This window comes from Pigmentiphaga litoralis, assembly GCF_013408655.1.
GTDB lineage: Bacteria > Pseudomonadota > Gammaproteobacteria > Burkholderiales > Burkholderiaceae_B > Pigmentiphaga > Pigmentiphaga litoralis_A.
On sequence record NZ_JACCBP010000002.1, the window covers coordinates 857583 to 882465 of the forward strand.

The window sequence follows — 24883 nt, forward strand, 5'->3', positions numbered from 1 at the left end:
GTCAGCTTGCGAGCCGGGCAACGGGCTCGGCTTCCGGCTTCGCGAAATAGCTCTTCACTGCCGTCGTGAAGTTGATGCGTGCATGGTGCTTGCGCTCGACCAGACCCACGTGCCGCCGGATGCCGATGCCGTCCAGCGGCACGATGTGCAGTTCCGGATCCTGCCGCCACGCCACGTTCGCCAGTTGCGGCACGATCGATACGCCAAAGCCATGCCGCACCAGTTCGATGATGGCTTCGACACTGTTCAATTCCATGCTTTCCGTGACCTGCACGCCGACTTCGGCCAGCACGGTGTCCACCAGCGCGCCTGTCCAGGTGCTGCGATCGAAGCGGATGAAAGGCGCTGTGCGCAGGATGTCGGCTGCGCAATCCGCCAGCACGAAATGCGGTGATCGCGGTGCGATCAGCACCATCGGTTCGCTGTAGAGCGGCGTCCAGATCAGGCTGACCGGCAAGGGCCGGGGTGATTGCGTGACGACGGCGGCGTCCAGTTCGCCCGCTTCGACCCGCCGCGTGAAGTCTGCCGACAGCCCCGCAAACAGCCGCACGTCGAGCCGGCGATGCTTGCGTTTGATATCCCACAAGGCGTTGGCAAAGTCGCCCATCAATGCCGAGACCAGTGCGCCCATGACCGCGGTGCCGGCCAGGTCGTCGCTGGCGTCAGCCATGGCCAGCGCTTCGTAGCGGCGCACCACGTCTTCGATGTCGGGCAACAGTCGGCGCCCATGGGGATTGAGGACGGCGGCCCGCGCGGTGCGGTCGAACAGCTGGCAGTTGAGGTCGGCTTCGAGTGCGCGGATCTGCAGGCCGACGGCAGCCGGGGTCAGTCCGATCTCGTCCCCCGCTGCCACGAAGGTGCCGTGGCGCGCCACGGACAGGAAGATGCGCAGCGTGCGGATGGACGCCATGGAAGGTCTCCGGTTGTGATTGTTATCGGATTTTTTCTTTGTCTCGGCTTCAAAATTACTCGCTTTTTTTTGATGCTTCAATCCTCAACAATGACTGCACTTTCCGCCAACGAGCGAGGCAGGATCCATGGAAGTGCTGAAGGTTTCCATCTGGCGCGGCGACGCGGCGTCCCACGCGGCGGGCGTCACGGTCTACGACGTTCCCCGCCATGACAGCCAGACCGTGCTCGATGTCGTGACCTACGTGCAGCGTCACCTGCAACCCGATCTGAGCTATCGCTACGCCTGTCGCGTCGGCATGTGCGGGTCGTGCGCGATGACGGTCAACGGCCGCGCGCGCTGGACCTGCCGCACCCATGTGTCCAAGGTGGCGATGGACGGACGGCTCGACATCGCGCCGCTGGCGAACCTGCCGGTCGTGAAGGACCTGGTGACGGATATGACCGCCTTTTTCGACAAGTGGGCGAGCGCAAAAGGCGCCTTCGACGGCGAGCGCACGCGGCACGACCCGTTTGCCGTGGTGGCGCCGGACACGCCCGAGCGGCGCGCCGCCGATGCGGGCATCGAGTGCATCGGCTGCGGGGTCTGTTATGCCTCGTGCGACGTCGTGCAGTGGCGTCCGGAATATCTGGGGCCGGCCGCTCTCAACCGTGCATGGACGCTGGTCAACGACGAGCGCGACGTGGCGGGCCAGGCGCGCTTGCGTGCGGTGGCGGGTGACGCCGGGTGCCATAGTTGCCATACGCAAGGATCCTGCACCGAACGGTGTCCCAAGCAGTTGTCACCCACAACCAGTATCGCGGGCCTGAAGCGCAGGGTGGGGCGGGCGGCCATGAAGGGTGAGCTGTGATGACCGGGTCGACCGTATCGATGACATCGTCAACGACCTCGCCCACGCTGCAGGCCCGGCTGTGGATGCTGCAACGCCTGAGCGCGATGGTGCTGGCGCTGTGCGTGGTGGTGCACATTGCCGTCATCATCGTTGCGGTTCGCAACGGGTTGACCGGCGCCGAGATTCTGGGCCGCACGCGGGGCAATGTGGCGTGGGGGCTGTTTTACGGCGTGTTCGTGCTGGCGTCGGCCGTGCATGTGCCCATCGGCGTACTCAAGATTGCAGAAGAATGGTGGCGCTGGCGGGGCCGCGGCGTGCAACTGGCCGCGGCGGCGTTCGGCCTGCTGGTGCTGGTGGCCGGGCTGCGTGCGGTGTGGGCGGTGACGGCAGGGGGCACGCCATGACGGTCCGATCGAATCACGCCATGACGCAGTCCATCGACGCCCGGGCGAGGCAGCACGCCGCCTATTGGGCCTTCCTGGTGCACCGCGTGTCGGGACTGGCGCTGGCCGCCTTCCTGCCGGTCCATTTCTGGGCGCTGGGCCAGGCCCTGCATGGCGAAGCGGCGCTGGAAGGCTTCCTGCGCTGGACGGACTCGCCGTGGTTCAAGCTGGCCGAATGGGGGCTGGTCGTCCTGCTGTCGCTGCACCTGATGGGCGGCGTGCGCCTGCTTTTGATCGAATTTGGCACGATGCGCGGACTGCGCAAGGACTGGATCGCCATCGGCCTGGGCGCGAGCCTGTGCACCGGCCTGATGCTGGCCGTATCGCTGAACGTCTGACCCCTCATCCGCACGGAGCACCGACCACCCGCCACCGCATCACTGACAACGCGCGCCGTCCAACGAGCCGGCGCCGGTCCCACCGGAGGAAGACATGCTTGCCATTCACACCGTCGCCATTTCCCTGACCGCCCTGATCTGTGCCTTGCCCGCCACCAGCCATGCCGAGGACTGGCCCCGCCAGCAGGTGCGCGTGATCGTGCCGTTCCCGGCAGGCGGATCGACCGACATCGTCGCGCGCGTGCTGGGCCAGAAGCTGGGCGAAAAATGGAAGCAGACGGTGGTGGTCGAGAACCGGCCGGGCGCGGGTGGCGTGATCGGGGCCGAGGCGGTCGTCAAGGCGCCGGCCGACGGCTACGTGCTGCTGATGGCGTCGGGCAGCATCTTTACCGTCAACCCGCATATCTATCCGCAGCTGTCGTATGCGGTGAAGGACTTCACCATGATCACCAAGGCCGCCAGCGGACCGATGCTGGTGGTGATCGATCCCAAGCTGCCGCCCAAAACCTTGCAAGAACTGATTGCGTATATCAAGGAACGGCCAGGCAAGGTGAACTTCGGATCGGCCGGCGTGGGCAGCCAGACGCATATGGCCGCCGAAGCGTTCGGCAAGGCGGCGGGCGTTTCCTGGACGCACGTTCCCTACAAGGGCGAGACGCTGGCCTATGCCGACATGATCGCGGGCCAGATCCAGGCGGCCGTGGGCAACATCGCGGCGCTGAGCAGCTTCGTCAAGGCCGGCAAGATCCGCGCGCTGGCGGTGACCGGGACGCAGCGGTCCGCCTTGCTGCCTGACGTGCCGACCGCCGCCGAAGCCGGGCTCGCCGGCGTGAATGTCGAAGGCTGGTTCGGACTGGCCGCGCCCACCGGCACGCCCGCCGCCGTCATCGACCGGATCAACCGTGACACGCGGCAGGTGCTGGACGACCCGGACGTCAAAGACAAGCTGGCCGCGCAAGGCATGGTGGCGGTAGGCGATTCGCCTGCCGAGATGAGCAGCGCGGTCGCCCAGGAATCGACGATGTGGGCCGCCATCGTCAAGGACCAGAAGCTGGTGGTCCGCTGAGTGTCCGGCCATGACGCGACGCCGCACCGTGCCCCCTATTCATTGACTGGACGCTTCATGCACATCGACCTGCTCGCCGCCGAAGACGCGGCCAAGACCCTGTACATCCGCGCGCTCAAGATCCTGCCGCCCGACATCAAGGAGGGCCTTGCCACGCTGGAGCGCGCGGAAACGATGCCCGGCGCGCGCGAGATCCTGCGCACCATGACCACCAACATTGCGGTCGCGGAAGACAACGACAATCTGCTGTGCCAGGACACCGGCATCCCGATCTACACCGTGTCGATCGGGCGGGGCGTGGCCGTGGATGGGCAAGCCTTGAAAGAGGCCATCCGCCGCGGCTGCGCGCGGGCGACGCGCGAACATCCGCTGCGCTCATCGGTCGTGCATCCCCTGACCCGCAGGAACGAGCACACGTCCTGCGGCGCCGAAGTCCCCGTGATCCACATCGATTACGACGATGCCCCCGACACCTGGTCGCTCGCCATGGTCCCGAAAGGCAGCGGGTCGGAAAACAATTCCTTTCTGAAGATGGCGGTGCCGGCCGAAGGCGTCGAGGCCATCAAGCGTTTCGTGGTCGACTGCGTGATTGCCGCGGGGGGCAAGACCTGTCCACCCACCATCGTGGGCGTCGGCGTGGGGGGCACATCGGACCTGTGCGTGGCGCTGGCCAAACGCGCGGCGACGCGGCCCTTGGGATCGGCCTGCGCCGACCCGGACGGCGCGGCGCTGGAACAGGCCTTGTCGGCCGCCGTCAATCATCTGGGCGTCGGGCCGCAAGGTCTTGGCGGTGACGCAACGGCGTTTGCCGTGCACATCGAACTGGCCGCGACCCACATCACGATGAACCCGGTTGCCGTCAACATGCAGTGCCATTCCGCGCGGCGTGCACGGGCCACCTTCACGCCCGACGGCGTGCGTTACGGATTCTGATCATGACCCATCACACCCTGCACATGCCGATCGACGAAGCCGCCGTCAGGCAATTGAAAGTGAACGACACGGTCACCCTGGAAGACACCCTGTACGGCATCCGCGATGCCACGCAGATCCACCTGTTCGATCGCGGACGCAAGACCCGCATGGACCTGCATGGCCATGCGGTCATCCATACCGCGCCCAATGTCAGGAAGGTGCCGGTGTCCGACCGCCACCCCGCGGGCTATGAAGCGATCTGCATCGGCACCACCACGTCCGACCGCATGGAGCGCTTCACGCGGCCGTTGATGACCGAGTACGGTGTGCGGCTGGTGGTGGGGAAGGGGGGCTTGCGGGAAGGCTCGCTCGATGCCTTTCGCGAGCTGGGCGGCGCCTATCTGGCGATAGTCGGCGGCACGGCCGCGCTGGAAACGACCTGGATCGAACAGATCGAAGATGTCGACATGGATGACCTGAACCCTGAGTCCTTATGGCGCTTTCGCATCCGCCACTTCGGCCCGCTGCGGGTCGCGATGGACAGCCATGGCGGCAGTCTGTACGACAGCGTGCGGCACGACGTCGACCAGCAGCGCGATCGCGTGCTGGCCGAGCTGGGCATAGGTCAAGGCACCGGCGCCGCCACCCCCACAGGAGCCCGGCCATGACCACCGTCACGCGGCAGCAGACCGACATCCTGATCCTGGGCTCGGGCGGCGCGGGCCTGTTCGCGGCCCTCCATGCGCATCAACGCAATCCGGACGCGCACATCACCATTGCGGTCAAAGGCCTGCTGGGCAAATGCGGCTGTACCCGCATGGTGCAGGGCGGCTACAACGTCGCGCTGGCGCCGGGCGATTCGGTGCCCCGGCATTTCATGGACACCATCGAAGGCAGCAAGTGGCTGGCCAATCAGGACCTGGCCTGGACCCTGGTGGAGCAGGCAGTGGTGCGCATCCATGAACTGGAAAACGAACTGGGCTGCTTCTTTGACCGCAATGCCGATGGCAGCGTGCACCAGAAGGCGTTTGCCGGGCAGACCTTCGACCGCACGGTGCACAAGGGCGACCTGACCGGCATCGAGATCATCAACCGGCTGGCCGAGCAGGTCTGGCGGCGCGGCATCCACCGGCTGGAAGAGCATCGCGCGGTCGAACTGATCAGGACCGCTGATGGGTCGGCGCTGGCGGGCGTGCTGATGCTGGACATGCGGACCGGAGACTTTACGCTGGTGCAGGCCAAGGCCGTGCTGTTGGCCACCGGCGGCGGGCCGACCATGTACCGCTACCACACGCCGTCGGGCGACAAGAGTTGTGACGGCATGGCCATGGCGCTGCGTGCCGGGCTGCCGCTGCGCGACATGGAAATGGTGCAGTTCCATCCGACCGGTCTGTTGGCTGGCCGTGGCACGCGCATGACGGGCACGGTGATCGAAGAAGGCCTGCGCGGGGCCGGGGGCTATCTGCTCAATGGCCAGCACGAACGCTTCATGCAGCATTACGACCCACGCAAGGAACGGGCAACGCGCGACATCGTGTCGCGGGGCATCTATGCCGAGATGCGCGCGGGCCGCACGTCGCCGCATGGCGGGGTCTATATCCAGATGCATCACCTGGGCGCGGCGTCGGTGCGCAAGCAGTTCAAGGGCATGGTGGAGCGCTGCGCCGATTGTGGCTTTGACCTGGCCGGCGGCCTGGTGGAAGTCGTGCCGACCGCGCACTACATGATGGGCGGCGTGGTCTTCCAGCCGGACTGCACGACCGGCCTGCCTGGCCTGTTCGCGGCGGGGGAAGATACCGGCGGCGTGCACGGCGCGAACCGGCTGGGCGGCAACGGCGTGGCCAATTCCACCGTGTTCGGCGGGATCGCGGGCGACACCATGGCGGCCTATGTGCGCACGGCCGGTTTCAGGGAGCCCGATGACGTTGCGATCGGATCGGCGGTGGCGGCCACGCTGCGTCCGACCACGCTGCCGCCGGGCGATCTCGATGCGCTGCGCGAGTCGCTGTACGCCTGCATGTGGGACGACGTGGGCATCTTGCGCGACGCGGCCGGCTTGACGCGCGCCCGCGCGCAGCTGGCCGCGCTGTCGGCCGAACTGGCGGCCAGCGGCATTCCGGCGGGCACCCTGGCCTACAACCTGACCTGGCATGACTGGCTGAATCTGCGCAATCTGATCAGTGTCAGCCAGGTCATCGTCGAAGCGGCGCTGGTCCGCGAAGACAGCCGGGGGGCGCATTTCCGTGAAGACTTCCCGCAGGCGGGCGACCTGGCCACGTCCAGCTACACCGTGGCCCGCCTGGACCAGGGGCGGATCGCGCTGACCCGGGAGCCGGTCCGGTTTACCCGGGTCGCCCCCGGGCAGAGCCTGATCGATGCGGTCGAGGAAACCGAGTCGGCGCTGCCCGTCCCGGTGTAGCCGGCCAAGGGATAACCCGCGGCGTGCGCGGCACGCCGCGCCTTGGCAACACCGTGCCCATCCGTCTGACTGCCCCGTGCAGTATTGAATTGTCGAATTGAGGTTATCGAATCTATTGGATTGTTCGATGAGGCCGCCGCGCCTACAGTGCACGGGACTGGCGGAAGTCGACAACCATAACGATAGCGAGACAATGATGGGAAGCAGCTCTACACCGGCATCGGACGAGATCCTTGTTGCGGGCGGCGGGATTGGCGGGATTGCCACCGCGCTGGCGCTGGGACGCGCGGGCCGCGCCGTGCGGGTGCTGGAGCGCGCCGCCGAACTGGGCGAGATCGGCTACGGCCTGCAGCTGGGGCCGAATGCCTACCGCATCCTGGTCGAACTGGGCATCGCGGACAAACTGAAGGAAGTCGCCTTCTACCCGAATAATCTGGTCATGATCGACGCCATCGACGGGAAGGAACTGACCCGCATCGAACTGGGCGACGCGTTCCAGGAACGTTACGGCTACCCCTATAGCGTGATCCATCGCAGCGATCTGCATCAGATGCTGCTGGACGCCGCGCGCGCGTTGCCGGGCGTCAGCATCGAGACGTCGCGCGGCGTGGCCAGCTTCACGCAGGACGCGACCGGTGTCGATGTGGTCTGTGAAGACGGCAGCCAGTATCGCGGGGCGGCGTTGATCGGCGCGGATGGCCTGAAGTCGCGGGTGCGCGCCAGCATCCTGAATGACGGTGCGCCTCGGGTGGCGGGGCAGGTCGCGTATCGCGGCGTGGTGCCGATCGAAGAGATCGAAGATGCGACGCATGCTGACGATGTGGTGATGTGGGTCGGCCCCGATTTGCACTTGGTGCAGTACCGCCTGCGCGGCGGCAAGGTCATGAACAACGTGGCGGTGGTCGAGAACGAGGCCATGCGCACGGGGCGCGCCGAGACGATCGGCCCCGAAGAAATGGAGGCCATCTTCAGTCACTGCATTCCGTCGGTGCAGAAAATGCTGGGCTTTGTGCGCAAGGACCGGCACTGGGTGCTGCAGGATCGCGACCCCACGCCGGGCTGGTCGCTAGGCCGCGCCACCCTGCTGGGCGACGCGGCGCACCCGACCCTGCAGTATCTGGCGCAGGGCGCCTGCATGGCGATGGAGGATGCGGTGGTACTGGCCAGGAAGGTCACCACGACGCCGGACGTGGACGCGGCCCTGGTCGCCTACGAAAACGAACGCTACCTGCGCACTGGCCGCATCCAGCTGTCATCCCGTTTTTTCTGCGGCTTCTGCCATGCGGGTGGTGGCGCGCGGGATGTCCGCAACAGTATCGTGACGAAGCGCCCGAAGGGCAGCACCTTCGAGATCGACTGGGTTTATCGCGGCATCGATCTCTAATTTCACAAGGACCAACGAATGCCTTACGCCATTGCCCAACCTGCTCAGGTTGCGCTCGACATCGTCGGCAGCGACGATCAGTTTCCCGTCAACCGTGTGTTCTGCGTGGGCCGCAACTACGCCGCGCATGCCCGTGAAATGGGCCGCGATCCGGATCGTGAGAAGCCTTTCTTTTTCATGAAGCCGGCCAACGCCGTCGTGCAGGCGGGCGAGACCGAGATCACCATTCCCTATCCGCCCCAGACCAGCAACTTCCATCATGAAATCGAACTGGTGGCGGTGATCGGCACGGGCGGCAAGGACATCGCCATCGACCAGGCGCTGGAGCATGTGTATGGCTACGCCGTGGGCCTGGACATGACGCGCCGCGACCTGCAGCTGGACGCGCGCGACAAGGGCCGCCCCTGGGAATTCGGCAAGTCGTTTTCCAAGTCGGCGCCGATCAGCCCGGTTTCGCGAGTTAGCGAGATCGGCCATCCGGACAAAGCCGCCATTGCGGTCACGGTGGACGGCCAGATCAAGCAGAGCTCCGACATCGACATGCTGATCTGGTCGGTGGCCGAATCGATTGCCTACCTGTCGCAGTACGAGACGCTGGAACCGGGTGACGTGATCATGACCGGCACGCCCGAAGGTGTTGGCGCGGTCAAGCCAGGCCAGGTCATGCACGGCACGATAGCAGGCCTGACGCCGATCACGGTGCGCGTGGAAGGCTGACCGGCCGTATTACCCGCCGCCCGATTCCCCATGATGGCCGATCACCGGCAGATTGGGATTCTCGGGCTGCGTGTATCGTGACTCGATGGCGTCGCGGATGCGCGCCCGGCTCGTTGTGGGGTCAGGCGCGGTATCTGCTTCCACTTGCCTTGCCGCACCCGCCAGGTCGCTGTCGCCAATGACGTCTTCGAACCAGCGCGCGTAGTCGCCGCGCTGCAGGTGCCACGTCCAGGTATCGTCGTCCACCCCATCGCCCAATTCCACGAACAGCACCAGGTTGTGGGCGCGCAGATTCAGCTTGTTCTCCGGCCCCCGGAAAAAGAAGCTGCGTTCGGGAATCAGCAATCCTTCAGCATACTTACGAACGTGGCGCCGCCGGTGCGTGCGCCCCGGTTCGATGTCGACCACCACGGGCGCCACGTGCGACCGGTCGGTGCCGGCCTCCGCCGTATGTGACCGGTCCGCGCCTGCATCCGCCGCGTGCGAGTCCTCCGCGCCGGCATCCGCCGCGGTGCTGGCGGCGCCGGTCTCGTCGACGGGACACACCCACATCTGCCCCGGCTCCAGCGTCGGCCCTTCCGCGCCCGGTAACGCGCCCGCACTGTTGCGCGCCCGGTGGAATGCGGCCAGGCTCTCGGCCGGGTTGGCGCCTACCGCCAGCACGGTCGTGACCTGGTCCAGGAAGGCCCTGGCAAGCTGATCGGGTTGCACCGTGGTCGCCAAGGCCGTTTCCAGCGAGACGGGCAGCGCCTGTTCGGCAGGCGACCAGTCGGTGGGAAACAGGTGGTGCGCTTCTTCGAATACCAGCCAGTGCGGCCTGCCGGTCTTGGCCCGCAGCGCCAGCAGGCGGGGCAGCAGGGTGGCGAAGTAATGCGGCCGGTCGGCCAGCGGCACCCGCAACAAGTTGACGATGACACTTTGCCGGGGCTGCGCCAGCAGTTCCAGCACCTGGTCGGCAGGCGGCGCATGATCAGTGTCCCCGACGGTCACCGCGCCTTCGAAGCCGCCGTAGTCGCCTTCCGGATCAAGGATGCAGACCTGGTAGTCCGCTTCGACCAACCGTTCGATCAAAGCCGTGGTCAGCGTGGATTTGCCGCTGCCGGACGGGCCGCAGGCCAGCGCCACGGTGCCGTAAGGGGGCAGGGTAAAGGGGTCGCCGCCGGCCTGGCCGACGAGCAGGCCATGCCGCGGCTGTCCTTGTCCTTGTCCTTGTCCTTGTCCTTGCTCCCTTCCTTGTCCCCGTCCCTGTCCCTGGCTGGCCAGGTCGTCTTCCAGCAGCGCGCCCACCAGCTCGATCACGCCCTGGCCATGCTCGCCGTCGGTTACCCAGTCGGCGTTCTTTTTCAGCATGGGCAAGGCATTGTTGACGGCCACGGCCATCTCGCACAGGGCCAGCAAATGGTGGTCGTTTTCGGCATCGCCCACGGCCACCACGTTATGCGGCGACAGGCCGGTGTCGTCCAGTGCCGCGGTCAGCCCGGTGCCCTTGGTCACGCCCGGCGCCAACACCATGACGGCGTCGCCATTGAAGACCACATGCAGGTCCAGCCCCAGTTCACGGATGGCGTCCAGTGCTTCGCGGTCATACGGTTTCATGGTGGCGACCAATGTCTCGCTGACGCCCAGATGCCGGACGCCCTTGGCGCGCATGGCCTCGACAAATTCCGGTGGCGGGGCCGGGGCGAGCAGGCGGCGTTCGCGGGTTGCCGGGTCGTACAGCACGCCGCCGTTCTCGGCCACCACCCGAGTAAACAGATCGATGCGTGGACAGATCGCCAGCAGGTCATCCAGCTCGCGTCCGCTGACCAGGAAGACCTGACGGCCCGACTCGCACAGGCGGTCGAGCGCGTCCCAGGTGGCATCGGCGACCTGGCCATCAAAGGCAAGGGTGTTGTCGTAGTCGGTGGCAAGCGCCATGAATCGCATGATGCACTCCTAGGAAATGAGGTCCGCGCAGGCCGGCTGGGGCTGGGGCTGCCGCGGGCGTGACGCCTTGCACAGCCGGTCGTAGATCGGCAGGTAGTCGGCCACCATGCGGGGCGCCGTGAAGCGCGCCTCGAACGCGGCGCGGCACGCCCGGCGGTCGATCTCGGGCAGGCGGCGCACCGCGTCGACCGCTTCGTCCACGGTGTCCACAATGAAGCCGGTCACGCCATGCTCGATGACTTCGGGCACCGACCCGCGACGAAAGGCAATCACCGGCGTGCCGCAGGCCAGCGCTTCGGCCATGACCAGTCCGAAGGGTTCGGGCCAGTCGATCGGAAAGATCAGGGCACGCGCGGCGCCCAGAAACGTGTGCTTCTGCACCTCGTTCAGTTCGCCGCGGTAGTGCACGATGGGGTCGTTGAACAGGTGGCGAATGTCGCGCTCGAAGTAGTGCAGATCGCCGTTGTCGATCTTGGCGCCGATGTGCAGCGGCACGTTGGCGCGCCGCGCGATCTCGATGGCCAGATCGGGCCGTTTGGACGGCGCGATGCGGCCCAGAAAAGCCAGATAGCCGCCGCTGGCGTCGCCCGCCGTGAGCAGGTCGGTGGGCAGTCCGTGATGCACGGTGCCTTGCCAGTTGAGCCAGGGCAGGGGCGTGCGCTGCGCCTCCGAAATCGACACCACCGGCACGTCGGCAAAGGCGCGATACAGCAGCGGCAGGCCGGGAATATCCAGGCGCCAATGCAGGGTCGTCAGGTGCGCGCAGTCCAGCCGGCGCGAGAAGGGAAAGTGCTGGTAGTCCACGTGGAAATGCGCCAGGTCGAAGTTGCCGGACTGCCGCACCACGTCTTCCAGCATCGCAAAGTGGAAGGCCTGCGGATCGGCCGTGTCTTCAACCAGACGCACCGCGCACGGGCAGCATTCAATGAGCTTGGCGTGCGTGCGCGACCCGCCGCACGCAAACAGCGTCACGTCGTGCCCCTGCCGCACCAGTTCTTCCGTCAGATAGGACACCACGCGTTCGATGCCGCCATAGGCTTGCGGCGGCACGGTTTCATACAGCGTCGCGACTTGCGCAATCCGCATGGTCAGGTCTCCTCCAGCAAACGGCGATACACCGTCAGGTAGTCATTGGCCATGCGGTCGGCCGTGAAGCGGCGTTCGAACGCGCGGCGGCAGCCGGCGCGGTCCAGCCGGCCGATCCGTTCCACCGCGCTGACCGCCTGGTTGACGTCGTCCACGATCAGTCCACTGACGCCGTCGTCGACCACCTCGGGCACCGCTCCGCGTCGAAAGGCGATCACTGGCGTGCCGCAGGACATGGCCTCGATCAGCACCATGCCGAACGGCTCGGGCCAGTCCACCGGAAACAGCAGGGCCCGCGCGTTGGCCAGCATGGCGTAGCGTGCCTCGCCGCCGACTTCGCCCAGGTACTCGACGACGTCGCCATGCCGTGCCAGGAGCGGCTCGATCTCGTCCCGGAAATAGGCCTGTTCACCCGGATGCACCTTGGCCGCCATCTTCAGCGGCAGGCCCGCGCGGCGTGCGATCTCGATGGCCAGGTCGGGGCGTTTGGACGGCATCATCCGGCCCAGGAAGACCAGGTAGTCGCCTCCTGCGGCGTTGAAGGGCAGCACGTCGGGCGGCATGCCGTGATGGATCGTGGCTTGCCAATTGGCCGATGGCAGCGGCGTGCGTTGGTCGTCGCTGATCGACACCAGCGGCGCATCCGAAAACATCGCGTACAGCGGGCCGTGATCCGGGGGAAGCAGCAGGCCGTGCATCGTGGTCACGTGCCGGCAGGGCAAGCGCCTGGACACCGGCAGATGCATGGGCTCGCCGTGGAAGTGCACGATGTCGAACTGGTCGGCCATCTGCGCAACGGTTTCCAGTTGCCGCACGTGATGGCATTGCGTGTCCCACACGGACGCGTCGCGCCACAGGCCGCGTTCGCACGTCGCCACCCGCTTCGCTTGCGTGCGCGAGTCGCCGGTGGCGAACAGGGTCACGTCATGACCGGCCGCGACCAGGGCTTCCGTCAGGTAGGACACCACTCTTTCGGTGGCGCCATACGCAATCGGCGGAACGCTCTCGTACAAGGGCGCGACCTGGGCAATACGCATCGTTGCCAACTCCTGTCGTCAAGGCCGCATCCATCAGCGACCGCCGGACGCACGATGCAACCGCTATGCCCATCCTGGAACGGGTCAGGCAGGTGCCGGCGGACGGCGCATTGGTTGAGCCGAAGATGCAGTCCGAATGCGGGCATGAAGCAAGGCAGGGTCGGGAAGCGGTAGCAGCCGGCGCAACAACTGCCCGCGATCGATGAGCACGATGGACCAAGGGCGCGGCGGCGGTTGGTCGTCCGTAGCCGACGCAGGAATAGGGATTGTTTGTCATGAATGAATAGTGATGTCGATCCGTAGGTGTTTATCCCGACGGCGAACGCTAATACAGTGGCGTCACTCGCTCATGACCTATGAGCACTTCAGCCACCGTCCACTTCAGGACGCCGGCACGCGCCGCCAACGAGCCCCGCCCCGCCGGTCAGAAATAAAGGAATGATCATGAAGACCACGACCGCCGCACTGCTTCTTGCCCTGTCCGTCACAGGCGCCAACGCCTTCGCCGACAGCAACGTCGTTACCGACGCCAACTACCCCGGCCCCTTCTCGCTGGAAAGCAACACGACCCATGCCCAAGTGCAGGCCGAGCTGGTGCGTGCCCGTCAAGCCGGGCTGATCGTTGCCGATGCGCAGTACCCCGGCCCGTTTGCCCGTCCCGCTACGGCAAGCAATCCCGCGGTGACCCGCGAAGCTGTCCGTGCCGAGCTGGCGCAAGCCCGCGCCGAAGGGATTGCATTCGACGACGCGACCTATCCCGTGCCTGCGCAGACCGTGCCGCAAGGACGCCATGCCGGCAATCACAGCCGCCTGGCCGCGTCCGGCCCAGGCAACGTCGTGACCCGCTAAGGTCTCGGCGGGCATGAAAAAGGGGGCGCCAGCCCCCTTCTTGCACAGTGAAGCGGCTGCCGGATGTCAGGCGGCCGCTTCGTGTATGTGGGCGTTGGCGGTGACGAACTGCGCCGCAGGCAACGGATGGCCCAGCAGGAAACCCTGCAGGGAATTGCAGCCCAACCGGGTCAGGAAGTCCTGTTGTTCGGGCGTCTCGACCCCTTCGGCCACGATGTTCAGGCCCAGCTTGTGGCCCAGCGCAACGATGGCCGAGATGATGGCCGCGTCGTCACCATCATGTTCGAGCTGGCTGACGAAGCCCTGGTCGATCTTGAGTTCGGTGGCCGGCAGGCGCTTCAGATACATGAGACTGGAGTAGCCCGTGCCAAAGTCGTCGATCGAAATCGACACGCCCAGGGCGACCAGCCGGTTCAGCACGTCCATGCTGGCTTCGGCGTCGCGCATCGCGATCGACTCGGTAATCTCCAGCGTCAGGCGTTCTGGGGCCACCCCATGCCGCGTCAGGGCGTCGCGCACCAGGTCGACCAGGCCGGCATGCTGGAATTGCAGCGCCGACAGATTGACCGCCATGTTCCATGACGAATGGCCGGCGTCGCACCAGGCGCGCAGCTGCCGGCACGCCTCGTTGATCACCCAGGCATCGATCGTCAGGATCAGGCCCGTCTTTTCCGCCATCGGAATGAACTGGGCCGGCGGCACCAGGCCCCGTTCCGGATGGTGCCAGCGCAGCAGCGCTTCGGCGCCCGTGACCGGGCCAGCCGGCGCCTCGAACTTGGGTTGGTAGTACAGCTCGAATTCGTTGTTGGCGACGGCCGATCGCAGGTCGTGCAGCAAGCGCAACTGTTCGCGCGCATTGGCGTTCATCGACGGTTCGAAAAAGCAGTAGCCCGCGCGGCCCAGACTCTTGGCGTGGTACATGGCCGCGTCGGCGTTCGTCATCAGGCTGGCGCCCGAATCGCCGTCGCCCGGGAACATGGCGATGCCGATGCTGGCCGTGACCAGCAGCAGATGTTCCGACAGCGCGACCGGCGCCGACACCACGTCGATCAGGCGCTGCGCCAATTGGGCCGCGTCTTGCGGATCGGTCGCCGACGCCAGTACCACGAATTCGTCACCGCCGAGCCGGGCGATGCTGTCTTCCGCGCGCAATTCGCTGCGCAGGCGCTGCGCGACCGCCACCAGCAGCGCGTCGCCGGTGTGGTGGCCATAGGCATCATTGATCGCCTTGAATCCATCCAGGTCCACGAACATGACGGCGAAGATGCCGCGGCCGCGCTGGCCCTGTTCGACCGACCGCTTGACGTGTTCCTGCAGCAGGATGCGGTTGGGCAGGCCGGTCAGCGTGTCATGCAGGGCGAGGCGGATCAATTCTTCGTTGGCCGCTTCCAGCGAGAACGACAGCGCGGCCGTGCGCTGCTGCATGCGGGCATCGAGCAGGGCCGCGACCAGCGCGATGGCCAGCACGCCCAGCGTGACGGTGGTGACCAGCAGCGCGAGCCACGAGGCCGACATGCCGCTGCCCGCGGCCAGGCACACGGTGCCCAGCGGAAAGCTGGCGGCCGCCATGCCCGTGTAGTGCATGCCGACGATCGCCAGTCCCATGATGACGCCGGCGCCCAGGCGCAGCAGGCGTTCGCGCAAGGAATCCTGGTCGGTGCGGCGCGCGATCCACAGGGCCGCGCCCGACGCGACAATGGCAATCACGATCGACAGCGTGACGACGGACGTGTCATACGAGATGCCGGGGTCCATGCGCATCGCACCCATGCCCACGTAATGCATCGCGGCAATGCCCGCGCCCATCAGCACGGCGGCCCCGCACAGCTTGGCGGCCGACAACTGCGGCTGGCTCGCCACGTTCAGGGCGAACGCCGATGACACGATCGCGATCACGACCGACAGCGTGGTCAGGCCGACGTCGTACCCCAGCGAGATGGGCAGGCTGAACGCCAGCATGCCGATGAAGTGCATCGACCAGATGCCCAGGCCCATGGCAAGCGCGCCGCCTGTCAGCCAGATCCGGCGGGCGATGCCGACGGTCGCGCGAACGCGGTTGGCCATGCCCAGCGCGGTGTAGGACGCCAGGATGGCCACGCAGATGGACAGGACGACCAGCGCGGGATGATAGTTGACCGGAAGCATGACTTCTCCAGGCCATGGCCCGAATCCCGGGGCTGGCCAACGCAGCAATGAGGTGAGGGGTGACGCGACCCATGCAGGTCCGCTGGACTAATACTTGGTAGTAAGCCCACGCACCCAGACGGCTTTATACCCAAAACCGCCCGAGAACTTATTCATAAATTCTCACAGTGTGGGTTGCGCGCCACCACGGTGTATCCTGACCGCCTCTACGGCCGAGCCACTTTCTTCCGATGACATCACAACCCCTTACTTTCGCAACGTCAGGCGTCCTTGCCTGCATGGCGATCGGGCTGGGGGTGGGCCTGTGGGCCGGTGTCGCCACGTTGCATGACCAGATCGAAGACGACACGGGCCGTCTGGCTCAGCTGTATATCGAACGGTCGGATGCGGTGGGCGACGACATCGTCCAGGCGCTGACACGCATCCGGCAATCGCCTGCCGCGCCCTGCAGCGACGACGACCTGGCCTGGCTGCGCCGCATCGTCATCGAATCCCGCAACGTCAAAAGCGCCGTGCGCATGCACGACCACGAAATGCTGTGCAGTTCGACCCTGGGCAAGCTGGCGGTGCCAACCGATCGCGCCCGGCCGGATTATGAAACCAGCCGCGGCCGGCGCGTGCTGGTCGACACGCCGCTGATCGGCATGCCCGGTGTGCGGGGCATGGTGATCGAAGAAGGTGATGCATCGGTCGTGCTGAACCGCGACGCGTTCGTGGACAAGATCGATCCCCGCCTGGACTACACGGTGGTCGCCGAGTACGACACCCGCCGCGACGTATTCATTTCGAACATGCCGCCCGCCGGCCTGGCCTCGCGGCCCCTGGTGGCGGGCGAACCCGTGCTGCTGGACGGCCGGCGCTTCGAAGTGCGCTGTTCGACCGCGCACACGGGCTGCATCGTGGCGGCGCTGCGCGATCGGCCCAGCGCCCGGCGATCGCCGCTGGTGATGGCCTTTGGCCTGTTCGGATTGTTTGGCGGACTGGGGGGAGGTGTCGGGCTGGTGTCGGCGATCGCGCGGTCGCGGTCCTTGTCGCGCCGGCTGCGCGCCGCGCTGCGCAACAACGAACTGACAATCGTGTATCAGCCCATCGTGCGGCTGGCCGACCGCCAGCGGGTGGGCGCCGAATCCCTGATCCGGTGGCGCGACAACCGGGGCGACGCCATCAGCCCCGATGTGTTCATTGCCGTGGCCGAAGAAGAAGGGTTCATCTCGGAAGTGACGCGCTTCGTGCTGCGGCGGGTGCTGGCGGAACTGGCCGACGGACTGCGCGCGCGCCCGGGCTTTCGCGTTACGGTGAACGTGTCCGCCAGGGACGTGCTGGACCCGACCTTTGCGGCCTTTGTGCGGCAGGAATTGCATGCCGCGGGCGTGTCGCCCGGCGCGATCGGCTTCGAGCTGACCGAGCGGTCCACCGCGGATCGCGAGGCCATCGGCCGCGGCATCCAGACGCTGCGCAAGGCCGGGCACGCGGTGTATATCGACGACTTCGGCACCGATTATTCGAGCCTGTCCTACCTTGCCCAATTGCAGGTGGACATGATCAAGATCGACCGCAGTTTTACGCTGGCGCTGGAAGACGGCGCGGCGCAAAGCCTGATGCCGCAGATGGTGGCGATGGCCCGCACGCTGTCGCTGGGGCTGGTGATCGAAGGCATCGAAACCGATGCGCAGGCGCGCATCGTGGCGGACATCGATGCCGATGCGTTGGGGCAGGGGTGGCTGTTCGGCTCGCCGGTGGAGGCGAGCCGGCTGTTCCCGGCGGGCTGAAGTGGCGGGCTGAACGCCAGGCCCGTGCTGCCCGGCTTCAGGTTTCCTCGCGGAATTCCTCTTTCCCGGCCGAGCAATTCGGGCAGGCCCACGCGTCCGGAATGTCTTCCCAATGGGTGCCCGCGACGATGCCGTCTTCCGGATCCCCCATCGTTTCGTCGAACACGTAATTGCACTTCATGCAGTGCATGCGCCGGATCGTCATGGTTTGGGGAACTGCAGAAAAAGGACGTCCGCACCGGCATCGCCCGCGCGCAACATCAGTGCCGGATCGTCGGCTTCGACGAACAGGGTGGAGTCGATGTCGAGCCGTTCCCCGTCGTAGTCCAGGGCGCCGCCGATCACCATGAAGTAATGCCCGCCGCCCAATGACGGATCGGGGCCGCGCGCCGTCATGTTCGGCCCGAGGCGATACATCGTGGAGGCCACGCCGTCGTCGTTCGGCTCCAGCAGCATCTCGATGTGCGGCGCCGTCAATGCCGCCGCTTCGTCGGGCGTGGACGAGCGGATGTCGGTGCTCAGCAGGAACCGCCGCCGCGACGGGCGGATCGCTTCCTTCACCCCGGGTTTAGCCAGGTATTGCGGCCCCGGATCGCCTGCCGCGCGCAGCGTCATGTAGTGCAGCGCGTCGGGTCCGGCCACCAGCGGCCCGTAGGTGGTGTAGGGGTCGGTGTAGTGGACGGAATAGGTCGATACCGGGTGGCTGCCGATGTGGCCGTCGCCCCGCAGGATCACCTGGTATTGCGACACCGTGTGGTAATGCGCGCCGACCTTCTTGTTCGGGCTCATTTCCACCGTGAAGGCCTGGGGCCGCCCGGCGCCGCCACGGTCGGGTTTGGCGCCGATGTACTCGATGCGATAGGCCGGAATGAGGCCGGCCTGGACAAGCGCGGCGGACTGCGTGCGGGCAGTCTCGTTCGATACGGCGATAACCATGCTCGGGCTCCGTCAGACGCGCGCGCGCGGCCCGGATGGACCGCGTTGGCCACTTCACCTTAGGTGAATCGTCCGGACAATGTCAAGGGTCGGCGGCGGTGGCCGCGCGCCGCTCCTATTGTCCGGTCGATATGACATTGGGGCTTGACGCTGACGCCGCCGGTGCCGGAATATCAAGCTTGGCTGAACATTATCCGGACAAAGTCATGCGCTTACGTTTGAACGATGGACAGGGGCCAGCCCGACGCGCGATCCGCGTGGGCAAGGGCGCAACGATGGCCTGCGCAGTCGGGCTTGCCGCCACCGCACTGCCCGCCGCATCGGCCTGGGCACAGGGGGCGTATCCGGATCACCCGATCAAGCTGATCGTGCCGTTCGCGCCGGGCGGCACCAGCGACGTGGTGGCCCGCCTGGTCGCCAGCAGCCTGAGCGAGGCGCTGGGCCAGACCGTCTTTATCGAAAACAAGGGCGGGGCGGGGTCCATTCTTGGCACCGACGCGGGCGCCAAGGCCGACCCCAAGGGCTACTTCCTGGTGTTGACCAACGGCGCGGCCATCACCACCGGCCCGTTGCTGGGCCAGAAGGTGTCGTACCGGCCGATCGATGACTTCACACACATGGTCATGATCGGCACATTTGCGAATGGCCTGGTCGTGCGCAGCGACCATCCGGCCAAAAGCTTCAAGGAATTCGTCACCCTCGCGCAGAACGCCAACGGCACCTACAACTACGGGTCGGCAGGCGTGGGGTCCGCAGGCTTCCTGACGGGCGAACTGCTCAAGCAGAAAGCCAATCTCAAGATGACGCATGTGCCGTACAAGGGCACGGGCGCGGCCATCAACGATCTGCTTGGCGGGCAACTGGATGCGATTTTCAACAATCCGGGCGTTGCGGCGGCGCAGGCCAAGTCGGGCAAGGTGCGCATCCTGGCCGTCAGTGGGGCGAAGCGTTTGCCTGACCTGCCCGACGTGCCGACCATGAATGAGGTGGTGCCCGGTACGGTCGGCGAAGCGTGGTTCGGGATATCCGGGCCGGCCGGCATGCCGCCTGCCGTCGTCACCAAACTGGTCACGACCATTCAGACCGTGATGGCGTCGCCTGACCTGAAAGCCAAGCTGATCGAACAGGGCCTGACGCCCGCCGCGATGGGGCCGGCCGAGTTCTCGCGCTTCCTGAAAGACGAAGACGCCAAGTGGGCGCCGGTGATCAAGGCAGCGGGCATCACGCTGGAGTAGGTGGCGCGGCGCGGTGGAATGACGCCGCGTGCCGCATCATGACGTGCGATGACGCCGCACTGCGGAGGCCGTGGCCGCCGCAGCCTTTCCTGGAAACTAGAACGCGCTGCGGTCCCGCACCACCAGCAGGGCAGTGCGCGCAATGATCTTGATGTCCAGCCACAGCGACCAGTTCTGGATGTAGTACCGGTCGTGTTCGACTCGCTGCATCATCTTGTCCAGCGTGTCCGTTTCGCCGCGCAGGCCATTGACCTGCGCCCAGCCGGTAATGCCCGGCTTGACGGTATGCCGCAGCATGTAGCCCTTGATCTGCTGTCGGTACAGTTCGTTGTGTTCCGCCGCATGGGGCCGCGGGCCGACCAGGCTCATGCTGCCATCGAGCACGTTCAGGATCTGCGGCAGTTCGTCCAGTGACGTCTTGCGGATGAAGCGCCCCAGCGGCGTGATGCGCGGGTCGCCCCGCGTGGCCTGCTGCACCTTGGCGGCTTCGGGCAGGTGGACGTGCATGGACCGGAACTTGTAGATGCTGATCGGCTTGCCGTCCTGACCGTAACGGATCTGGCGAAAGAACACCGGGCCCGGCGACGTGCGCTTGATGCCGATCGCGATCAGGATCATCGGCAGCCCGAAGACCAGCAGCATGCCCAGGGCGACCACGACGTCAAACGCACGTTTGAGAACCCGCGACATGCCCAGGATTTCGGTTTCGTGCAGGGCCAGCAGGGGCACGCCGGCAATGTCCGCCACGTTGATCTGGAAGGGGCTTTCGCGCGGCGATTCGGGCACGAAGTAGATCGCAGCGGTGGTGTCGCCCAGGCGGTCCATGATGGGCGTGGCCTGCGGGTCGGTGATCAGACCCGTGCCCAGGAACACGACCTGACAGGGCGTCGTGCGCAGATAGTTGTCGAGTTCATCGAGTCCGCCCAGCCGTTTGACGGCGCCTTGTTCACCCTTGTAGGGGCGGCCGAAATAGCCGTCGATGCGAATGCCGAGCATGGGCGAGCGCGCCAGCCGCAGGGCCAGCGTGCGCGACTGGCGGCCGGGCTGGATGAAGATTGCGCGGCGCGCATCGGCGCCGCTGTACAGGCGCACGGCGCTCAGGCGCATCAGGGCGAGCGCGCCCAGGATCAGCGGCCAGGTGCCGATGGCCCACAGCTGCATGACTTCGCGCATGTGGTCGCGGTCGGGTTCGGGAAGCAGCACATAGGCCAGCAGCACCACCATCACCACCTGCACCCAGCGCAGGCTGGCGCGGCCGAGCATGTAGCTCATTTCACGTGTACTGAGCAATTGGTCGAACTGGTAGAACAGGACACAGGTGGACACCGCGATGATCGCGGCCTTCATGAGGTCCAGGTCGGCAAGCGGATAGCGTTCGAAAGCGGCCGCCGCGAAGTAGCCGAACAGGGCGACGACGGCCGCGCCGACGCCAACCATGTAGAAGAACAGGCGCTGATGCTGCGTGTGTTTTTCTCTGTGGGTCATGGCGTGGTCAACAGATGGTAAGACAGGGAAACGACGGGAAAGCGGGCCTCATGGCCGTGCGTTCTGCCGCCATTCGCGCCAGCACATGCGGGCGAATCGCGGATCGTCGACCAGGTAACGGCGCCAGAAGCGTTTGGGATTGGAGAGCAGGCGCCAGGCCCACTCCATGCCGGCCTTCTGCACGAAGCGCGGCGCGCGGCGCTGCAGGCCGATGCCGAATTCCATGGCCGCGCCCACGCACAGGATCAGGCTGCCCGGCAGCGTCGGGCCGTAATGCAGGGACCAGACTTCCTGCTTGGGCATGCCCAGGCAGACGAACAGCAGGTGGGGGGCGCGGGCGCGCTGCAGGTCCGCCGCGGCCTGGCCTTCGGGGCCCAGCGGGTCGAAGCTCATGGACGGGCAATGCACCTGGATGTCGATGCCGGGGTAGTAATCCCGGAATCGGTCTTCAAGCGTTTTTTCAGTTCCGGGAATACCGCCAATGACCGATACCCGCCAATTGCGGCTTGTGGCCTCGTTGCACAGCGCGACGAACAGATCGGCGCCGGTGACCCGTTCCGGCAGCGGCCGGCCCAGCAGGCGGCTGGCCCAGACGACGGGCATGCCGTCGGCAAAAATGAATTCGGCCGAGGCATAACTTTCACGGAATTCGGGCGCCGCCTTGGCCATCCGCACGATGTGATCGACGTTGGGCGTGACCACGACGCCCCCACGGCTATGCCGTTCGGTGATCCACGCAGCAAGCAGGTCGACCGCCTGCTTGAGGGTCACTGGACGAACATTGAGATCGAACAGGCGGATGCTGCCGGCAGGCTGGGAGGGAGTGGGTTTCACGTGTGCGGTGGGCGCAAGCTAAGGGATGAAATTCGGCTGCGACAGTCGCTGTTGGCGAGACAAATTTCGCGCCGTCAACCTGTCAATTCATCCAAATAGCTTACGGTACAATTGCAGTATGCATCCTTCGGTTACACCCCTTTTTCGGGACTTAACCGCGGGTTATGCAGCAATGCCACAACCGTGCGTTGTATCGGTGCAACTGAGGCCTGTCGGCCTTTCCATTGCCGCCCGGGTTGCCAACAATCTACAGGCGCCGCCTGAATGACGGCGATACAGGAGAACATGTGTTGGCAAGCAGGATGACGTTGCGCCGGAATACCCTGGGGGCCGCCCTGCGTGGCGCCACGTTGTGCGCGGTCACGTGGTGTGCCGCCATGTTGTGGGCCGCCATGTTGTGTGCCGCCGTTCCGGCCGTGGCGCAGACCACGCTGCATCCCGGCCGCCTGGCCCCTTCCACCATGTCCATGTCCGAAGTCGAAGGCGGCGCTGTCGCCACGGTCGGCCCGGGCGACACCCTCTATATGACGGTATACGGCCGGCCGGAACTGTCGGTGCAGGTGACGGTGGACGTGGATGGCCGGATCGTCGTGCCCTTCATCGGCCCGGTGGCCGTGGCCACGCTGTCGCCCACCCAGGTCGGCCAGCGGATTGCCGAACAGATGAAGACGCAGGGTTACTTGCGCGACCCGCAGATCGCCGTCGAAGTGGTCCGTGTGCGCAGCCGCATGGTGTCGCTGCTTGGCGAGATCGCCCGGCCGGGCCGGTATCCCCTTGAAGGACAGATGACCCTGCTGGAACTGCTGGCCGTGGCCGGCGGGCCCAAGGACCTGGCCGAAGACCATGCCGTGGTGCTGCGGCGGGGCGCCACGCCCGATGCGGCGCAGCAGCGTCTGCAGATCGCCATCGGCAACCGGCAGTTGCCGTCGCTGCAGATCCAGGACATGGCCTTGCAGCCGGGCGACATCGTCTACCTCCCCCAGGTGGCGCGCTTCTTTGTCTATGGCGAAGTTGGCAAGTCCGGTGCTTACCCGATGGAAGCCGGACTGGATGTGATGCGTGCGCTGGCATTGGCGGGCGGGCTCAACGCCCGCGCGTCCGATCGCCGCATCGACATCAGCCGCAAGGACGCCACGACCGGGGAGACCCGCAAGATGCGCGTCAGGCTGACCGACCCCGTGCAGCCGGGGGACGTGATCCATGTGGACGAGCGCATTTTCTGATCGATTGCCCCGGTACGCGGCGGCTCTCGTATGACGATGCGTCGCGCCCGGTGGCTGGCGGGGCCGGCCTGCGTGTGCGCGCTTGGCGTCATCCCGCCCGCTGCCGCCGCCGACTTTCCCGAGTTCATCGATTACGTGCTGAAAGCCGACAGTTCCCTGCAGCGCCTGAGCAACCCGTTCCGCGTGTCCGACGCAGAGCGCGGCTTCTACGGGCCCGACACCGTCCGGCTCAATGAGATCAGCGGCGCGGTCATCGTGCCGCTGCTGTCGGATCGCACCCGGTTCGTGGCGTCGGGCAGCTTTGGCAGCGCAGTGTACGACCGGCATCCCCAGCTGACGCATCAACCCAAGCGCCTGGACACAGCCTTTCAGTGGCGGGCAGGCAGGCTGTTCCAAGGATCGGTCGGATTGGGCCAGGAAGAACGCCTGAACCGTTTCCTGTCCTTGAGCGCGCCCGATCGCGATCTGGTGGACAGCCGCAACGTGTTTGCCGACGTCGGGCTGCGCGTGACGGAATCGCTGACCTTGCCGCAACTGAGCGTGTCGCGCAATTCGCTGCGGTATGAATATCCGCTCAACGCGACGCTGTACAACCGCAACGAAAATCGGGTGCAGGTGGCCGCGCGTTATAGCGGTTGGGGGGCAAGCTACGTGCAGGCGGGATTGATGCAGTCGCGAGTCGACTACATCGATCGGACCCCGGGCCTGATCGCCCAGGTCGACAACCGCTATGCGGATCGCGAAGCCTTTGTGGATGCCCAGTGGGTCTATAGCGCCAAGACCATGCTGTCGAGCCGGATCGGCTACCGGCAGCGCAGCTACGAGACCCTGACCGACCGCAACACCAGTCTGATCACGGTGGACGCCAAGGCCGCCTGGCAGTACTCGCCCAAGACGCGGTTCGACGTGGCCGTCTGGCACCGGCCTTACGCGAACGAAGAAGATCCCGGCATTCTGTATTCGACGCTGACCGGCGCGCGCGCGTCGATCCGCTGGCAATACACCGACAAGCTGTGGCTGTCCTTCAATGTGGTCCGCGAAAACCAGAAGAACACGCGGCTGGCCGCCATCAATGATGGCAGCAGCGAGGCGCTGCGGTTCGGCCCGCGCGTGGAATGGGCGGTCACCCGCAACATGAAGCTGACCGTGGACGGCTGGCAGGACAAGGTTGAAGGCCGCAACTATCCGAGCTCGACCAGCACCGTGGTGCGCGTGGGCCTGACCCTGATGACGGAAAACGGCGGCGCAGGCCAGCCCGAGCGGCTGCTGCGCAGCCCGGACTGCGCGCCGCCAAGATATGTGGAGACAACGCTGTGCTACGACTGACGATCCGC

Annotated in this window: 23 protein-coding genes; 14 read left to right on the forward strand and 9 right to left on the reverse strand. The window is 66.1% G+C overall.

From position 1 onward, the window contains the following. Position 1 precedes the first annotated feature (1 nt). On the reverse strand, positions 2-910 hold the full coding sequence (locus HD883_RS23855; protein ID WP_179589466.1) for a LysR family transcriptional regulator: 909 nt from the start codon (positions 908-910) through the stop codon (positions 2-4). A gap of 127 nt (positions 911-1037) precedes the next feature. On the opposite strand from HD883_RS23855, the gene HD883_RS23860 reads away from it, so the two are divergent. The 9 genes from HD883_RS23860 to HD883_RS23900 all read left to right on the forward strand — a co-directional run bounded on the left by HD883_RS23860 (position 1038) and on the right by HD883_RS23900 (position 9024). Continuing rightward, positions 1038-1760 (forward strand): succinate dehydrogenase/fumarate reductase iron-sulfur subunit, encoded by a 723-nt coding sequence (locus tag HD883_RS23860; RefSeq protein ID WP_179589468.1) that lies wholly within the window; start codon positions 1038-1040, stop codon positions 1758-1760. Continuing rightward, a complete protein-coding gene (locus HD883_RS23865; RefSeq protein WP_257022617.1) occupies positions 1760-2146 on the forward strand; it encodes a succinate dehydrogenase in 387 nt (128 codons plus the stop codon). Before HD883_RS23860 ends, HD883_RS23865 begins: the two co-directional genes overlap by 1 nt. A 20-nt stretch (positions 2147-2166) precedes the next feature. Then, positions 2167-2523, forward strand: a complete 357-nt coding sequence (gene sdhC, locus HD883_RS23870) for a succinate dehydrogenase, cytochrome b556 subunit (protein WP_179589470.1) — start codon at positions 2167-2169, stop codon at positions 2521-2523. Positions 2524-2617: 94 nt separating this feature from the next. Continuing rightward, positions 2618-3589 (forward strand): Bug family tripartite tricarboxylate transporter substrate binding protein, encoded by a 972-nt coding sequence (locus HD883_RS23875; protein ID WP_179589472.1) that lies wholly within the window; start codon positions 2618-2620, stop codon positions 3587-3589. A gap of 57 nt (positions 3590-3646) precedes the next feature. Then, complete coding sequence (locus HD883_RS23880; protein ID WP_179589474.1) at positions 3647-4522, forward strand: fumarate hydratase; 876 nt, start codon at positions 3647-3649, stop codon at positions 4520-4522. A 2-nt stretch (positions 4523-4524) separates the two neighbouring features. Beyond that, the gene (locus HD883_RS23885; protein WP_179589476.1) at positions 4525-5172 is read left to right on the forward strand and encodes a fumarate hydratase C-terminal domain-containing protein; all 648 of its coding nucleotides are present in this window, start codon (positions 4525-4527) and stop codon (positions 5170-5172) included. Next, entirely contained in the window at positions 5169-6923 is a 1755-nt protein-coding gene (locus HD883_RS23890; protein ID WP_179589478.1) for an L-aspartate oxidase, read from the forward strand. The genes HD883_RS23885 and HD883_RS23890 overlap by 4 nt, the downstream gene beginning before the upstream one ends. Before the next feature lie 193 nt (positions 6924-7116). Beyond that, the gene (locus tag HD883_RS23895) at positions 7117-8307 is read left to right on the forward strand and encodes an FAD-dependent monooxygenase (RefSeq protein WP_179589479.1); all 1191 of its coding nucleotides are present in this window, start codon (positions 7117-7119) and stop codon (positions 8305-8307) included. Positions 8308-8325: 18 nt separating this feature from the next. Continuing rightward, on the forward strand, positions 8326-9024 hold the full coding sequence (locus HD883_RS23900; RefSeq protein WP_179589481.1) for a fumarylacetoacetate hydrolase family protein: 699 nt from the start codon (positions 8326-8328) through the stop codon (positions 9022-9024). Positions 9025-9033: 9 nt separating this feature from the next. Here HD883_RS23900 and HD883_RS23905 read toward each other — a convergent pair whose 3' ends face one another. The 3 genes from HD883_RS23905 to HD883_RS23915 are packed head-to-tail and all read right to left on the reverse strand — an operon-like array spanning position 9034 to position 13073. Then, complete coding sequence (locus HD883_RS23905; protein ID WP_179589483.1) at positions 9034-10950, reverse strand: HAD-IIB family hydrolase; 1917 nt, start codon at positions 10948-10950, stop codon at positions 9034-9036. Positions 10951-10959: 9 nt separating this feature from the next. After that, positions 10960-12036 carry a glycosyltransferase family 4 protein gene (locus tag HD883_RS23910; RefSeq protein ID WP_179589485.1) on the reverse strand — a complete coding sequence of 359 codons (1077 nt, stop codon included), beginning with the start codon at positions 12034-12036 and terminating at the stop codon, positions 10960-10962. 2 nt (positions 12037-12038) lie between these two features. Continuing rightward, the gene (locus HD883_RS23915; RefSeq protein WP_179589487.1) at positions 12039-13073 is read right to left on the reverse strand and encodes a glycosyltransferase family 4 protein; all 1035 of its coding nucleotides are present in this window, start codon (positions 13071-13073) and stop codon (positions 12039-12041) included. 444 nt (positions 13074-13517) lie between these two features. Between HD883_RS23915 and HD883_RS23920 the strand changes: the two genes are divergently transcribed. Then, positions 13518-13922 carry a DUF4148 domain-containing protein gene (locus HD883_RS23920; protein WP_179589489.1) on the forward strand — a complete coding sequence of 135 codons (405 nt, stop codon included), beginning with the start codon at positions 13518-13520 and terminating at the stop codon, positions 13920-13922. Between the two features lie 66 nt (positions 13923-13988). On the opposite strand, the gene HD883_RS23925 is transcribed toward HD883_RS23920, so the two are convergent. Further along, the gene (locus tag HD883_RS23925) at positions 13989-16067 is read right to left on the reverse strand and encodes a putative bifunctional diguanylate cyclase/phosphodiesterase (RefSeq protein ID WP_179589491.1); all 2079 of its coding nucleotides are present in this window, start codon (positions 16065-16067) and stop codon (positions 13989-13991) included. Between the two features lie 278 nt (positions 16068-16345). Here HD883_RS23925 and HD883_RS23930 point away from each other — a divergent pair, with 278 nt between their 5' ends. After that, positions 16346-17836: an EAL domain-containing protein gene (locus HD883_RS23930; RefSeq protein ID WP_179589493.1), complete on the forward strand. Its 1491-nt coding sequence runs from the start codon at positions 16346-16348 to the stop codon at positions 17834-17836. Positions 17837-17873: 37 nt separating this feature from the next. Here the strand turns inward: HD883_RS23930 and HD883_RS23935 are convergent, their stop codons facing one another. Beyond that, a complete protein-coding gene (locus HD883_RS23935; RefSeq protein WP_306455942.1) occupies positions 17874-18026 on the reverse strand; it encodes a rubredoxin in 153 nt (50 codons plus the stop codon). 11 nt (positions 18027-18037) lie between these two features. Then, entirely contained in the window at positions 18038-18772 is a 735-nt protein-coding gene (locus tag HD883_RS23940) for a hypothetical protein (protein WP_179589497.1), read from the reverse strand. Positions 18773-18978: 206 nt separating this feature from the next. Between HD883_RS23940 and HD883_RS23945 the strand changes: the two genes are divergently transcribed. Next, positions 18979-20007: a Bug family tripartite tricarboxylate transporter substrate binding protein gene (locus tag HD883_RS23945; protein WP_179589499.1), complete on the forward strand. Its 1029-nt coding sequence runs from the start codon at positions 18979-18981 to the stop codon at positions 20005-20007. Between the two features lie 96 nt (positions 20008-20103). Here HD883_RS23945 and HD883_RS23950 read toward each other — a convergent pair whose 3' ends face one another. Beyond that, entirely contained in the window at positions 20104-21492 is a 1389-nt protein-coding gene (locus HD883_RS23950; protein WP_179589501.1) for an undecaprenyl-phosphate glucose phosphotransferase, read from the reverse strand. Between the two features lie 48 nt (positions 21493-21540). Continuing rightward, positions 21541-22326 (reverse strand): WecB/TagA/CpsF family glycosyltransferase, encoded by a 786-nt coding sequence (locus HD883_RS23955; protein ID WP_179589503.1) that lies wholly within the window; start codon positions 22324-22326, stop codon positions 21541-21543. Positions 22327-22628: 302 nt separating this feature from the next. On the opposite strand from HD883_RS23955, the gene HD883_RS23960 reads away from it, so the two are divergent. Together HD883_RS23960 and HD883_RS23965 are read left to right on the forward strand one after the other, a co-directional pair. Beyond that, the gene (locus HD883_RS23960) at positions 22629-23549 is read left to right on the forward strand and encodes an SLBB domain-containing protein (RefSeq protein ID WP_179589505.1); all 921 of its coding nucleotides are present in this window, start codon (positions 22629-22631) and stop codon (positions 23547-23549) included. 30 nt (positions 23550-23579) lie between these two features. After that, positions 23580-24875: a hypothetical protein gene (locus HD883_RS23965; RefSeq protein ID WP_179589507.1), complete on the forward strand. Its 1296-nt coding sequence runs from the start codon at positions 23580-23582 to the stop codon at positions 24873-24875. The last annotated feature ends 8 nt before the right edge of the window (positions 24876-24883 follow it).

Excerpts from the sequence above, each read along its gene's own strand:
- HD883_RS23855 (WP_179589466.1), bottom strand. The coding sequence starts at position 910 with ATGGCGTCCATCCGCACGCTGCGCATCTTCCTGTCCGTGGCGCGCCAC.
- HD883_RS23860 (WP_179589468.1), top strand. The coding sequence starts at position 1,038 with ATGGAAGTGCTGAAGGTTTCCATCTGGCGCGGCGACGCGGCGTCCCAC.
- HD883_RS23865 (WP_257022617.1), top strand. The coding sequence starts at position 1,760 with ATGACCGGGTCGACCGTATCGATGACATCGTCAACGACCTCGCCCACG.
- sdhC (WP_179589470.1), top strand. The coding sequence starts at position 2,167 with ATGACGCAGTCCATCGACGCCCGGGCGAGGCAGCACGCCGCCTATTGG.
- HD883_RS23875 (WP_179589472.1), top strand. The coding sequence starts at position 2,618 with ATGCTTGCCATTCACACCGTCGCCATTTCCCTGACCGCCCTGATCTGT.
- HD883_RS23880 (WP_179589474.1), top strand. The coding sequence starts at position 3,647 with ATGCACATCGACCTGCTCGCCGCCGAAGACGCGGCCAAGACCCTGTAC.
- HD883_RS23885 (WP_179589476.1), top strand. The coding sequence starts at position 4,525 with ATGACCCATCACACCCTGCACATGCCGATCGACGAAGCCGCCGTCAGG.
- HD883_RS23890 (WP_179589478.1), top strand. The coding sequence starts at position 5,169 with ATGACCACCGTCACGCGGCAGCAGACCGACATCCTGATCCTGGGCTCG.
- HD883_RS23895 (WP_179589479.1), top strand. The coding sequence starts at position 7,117 with ATGATGGGAAGCAGCTCTACACCGGCATCGGACGAGATCCTTGTTGCG.
- HD883_RS23900 (WP_179589481.1), top strand. The coding sequence starts at position 8,326 with ATGCCTTACGCCATTGCCCAACCTGCTCAGGTTGCGCTCGACATCGTC.
- HD883_RS23905 (WP_179589483.1), bottom strand. The coding sequence starts at position 10,950 with ATGCGATTCATGGCGCTTGCCACCGACTACGACAACACCCTTGCCTTT.
- HD883_RS23910 (WP_179589485.1), bottom strand. The coding sequence starts at position 12,036 with ATGCGGATTGCGCAAGTCGCGACGCTGTATGAAACCGTGCCGCCGCAA.
- HD883_RS23915 (WP_179589487.1), bottom strand. The coding sequence starts at position 13,073 with ATGCGTATTGCCCAGGTCGCGCCCTTGTACGAGAGCGTTCCGCCGATT.
- HD883_RS23920 (WP_179589489.1), top strand. The coding sequence starts at position 13,518 with ATGAAGACCACGACCGCCGCACTGCTTCTTGCCCTGTCCGTCACAGGC.
- HD883_RS23925 (WP_179589491.1), bottom strand. The coding sequence starts at position 16,067 with ATGCTTCCGGTCAACTATCATCCCGCGCTGGTCGTCCTGTCCATCTGC.
- HD883_RS23930 (WP_179589493.1), top strand. The coding sequence starts at position 16,346 with ATGGCGATCGGGCTGGGGGTGGGCCTGTGGGCCGGTGTCGCCACGTTG.
- HD883_RS23935 (WP_306455942.1), bottom strand. The coding sequence starts at position 18,026 with ATGCACTGCATGAAGTGCAATTACGTGTTCGACGAAACGATGGGGGAT.
- HD883_RS23940 (WP_179589497.1), bottom strand. The coding sequence starts at position 18,772 with ATGGTTATCGCCGTATCGAACGAGACTGCCCGCACGCAGTCCGCCGCG.
- HD883_RS23945 (WP_179589499.1), top strand. The coding sequence starts at position 18,979 with ATGCGCTTACGTTTGAACGATGGACAGGGGCCAGCCCGACGCGCGATC.
- HD883_RS23950 (WP_179589501.1), bottom strand. The coding sequence starts at position 21,492 with ATGACCCACAGAGAAAAACACACGCAGCATCAGCGCCTGTTCTTCTAC.
- HD883_RS23960 (WP_179589505.1), top strand. The coding sequence starts at position 22,629 with ATGACGTTGCGCCGGAATACCCTGGGGGCCGCCCTGCGTGGCGCCACG.
- HD883_RS23965 (WP_179589507.1), top strand. The coding sequence starts at position 23,580 with ATGACGATGCGTCGCGCCCGGTGGCTGGCGGGGCCGGCCTGCGTGTGC.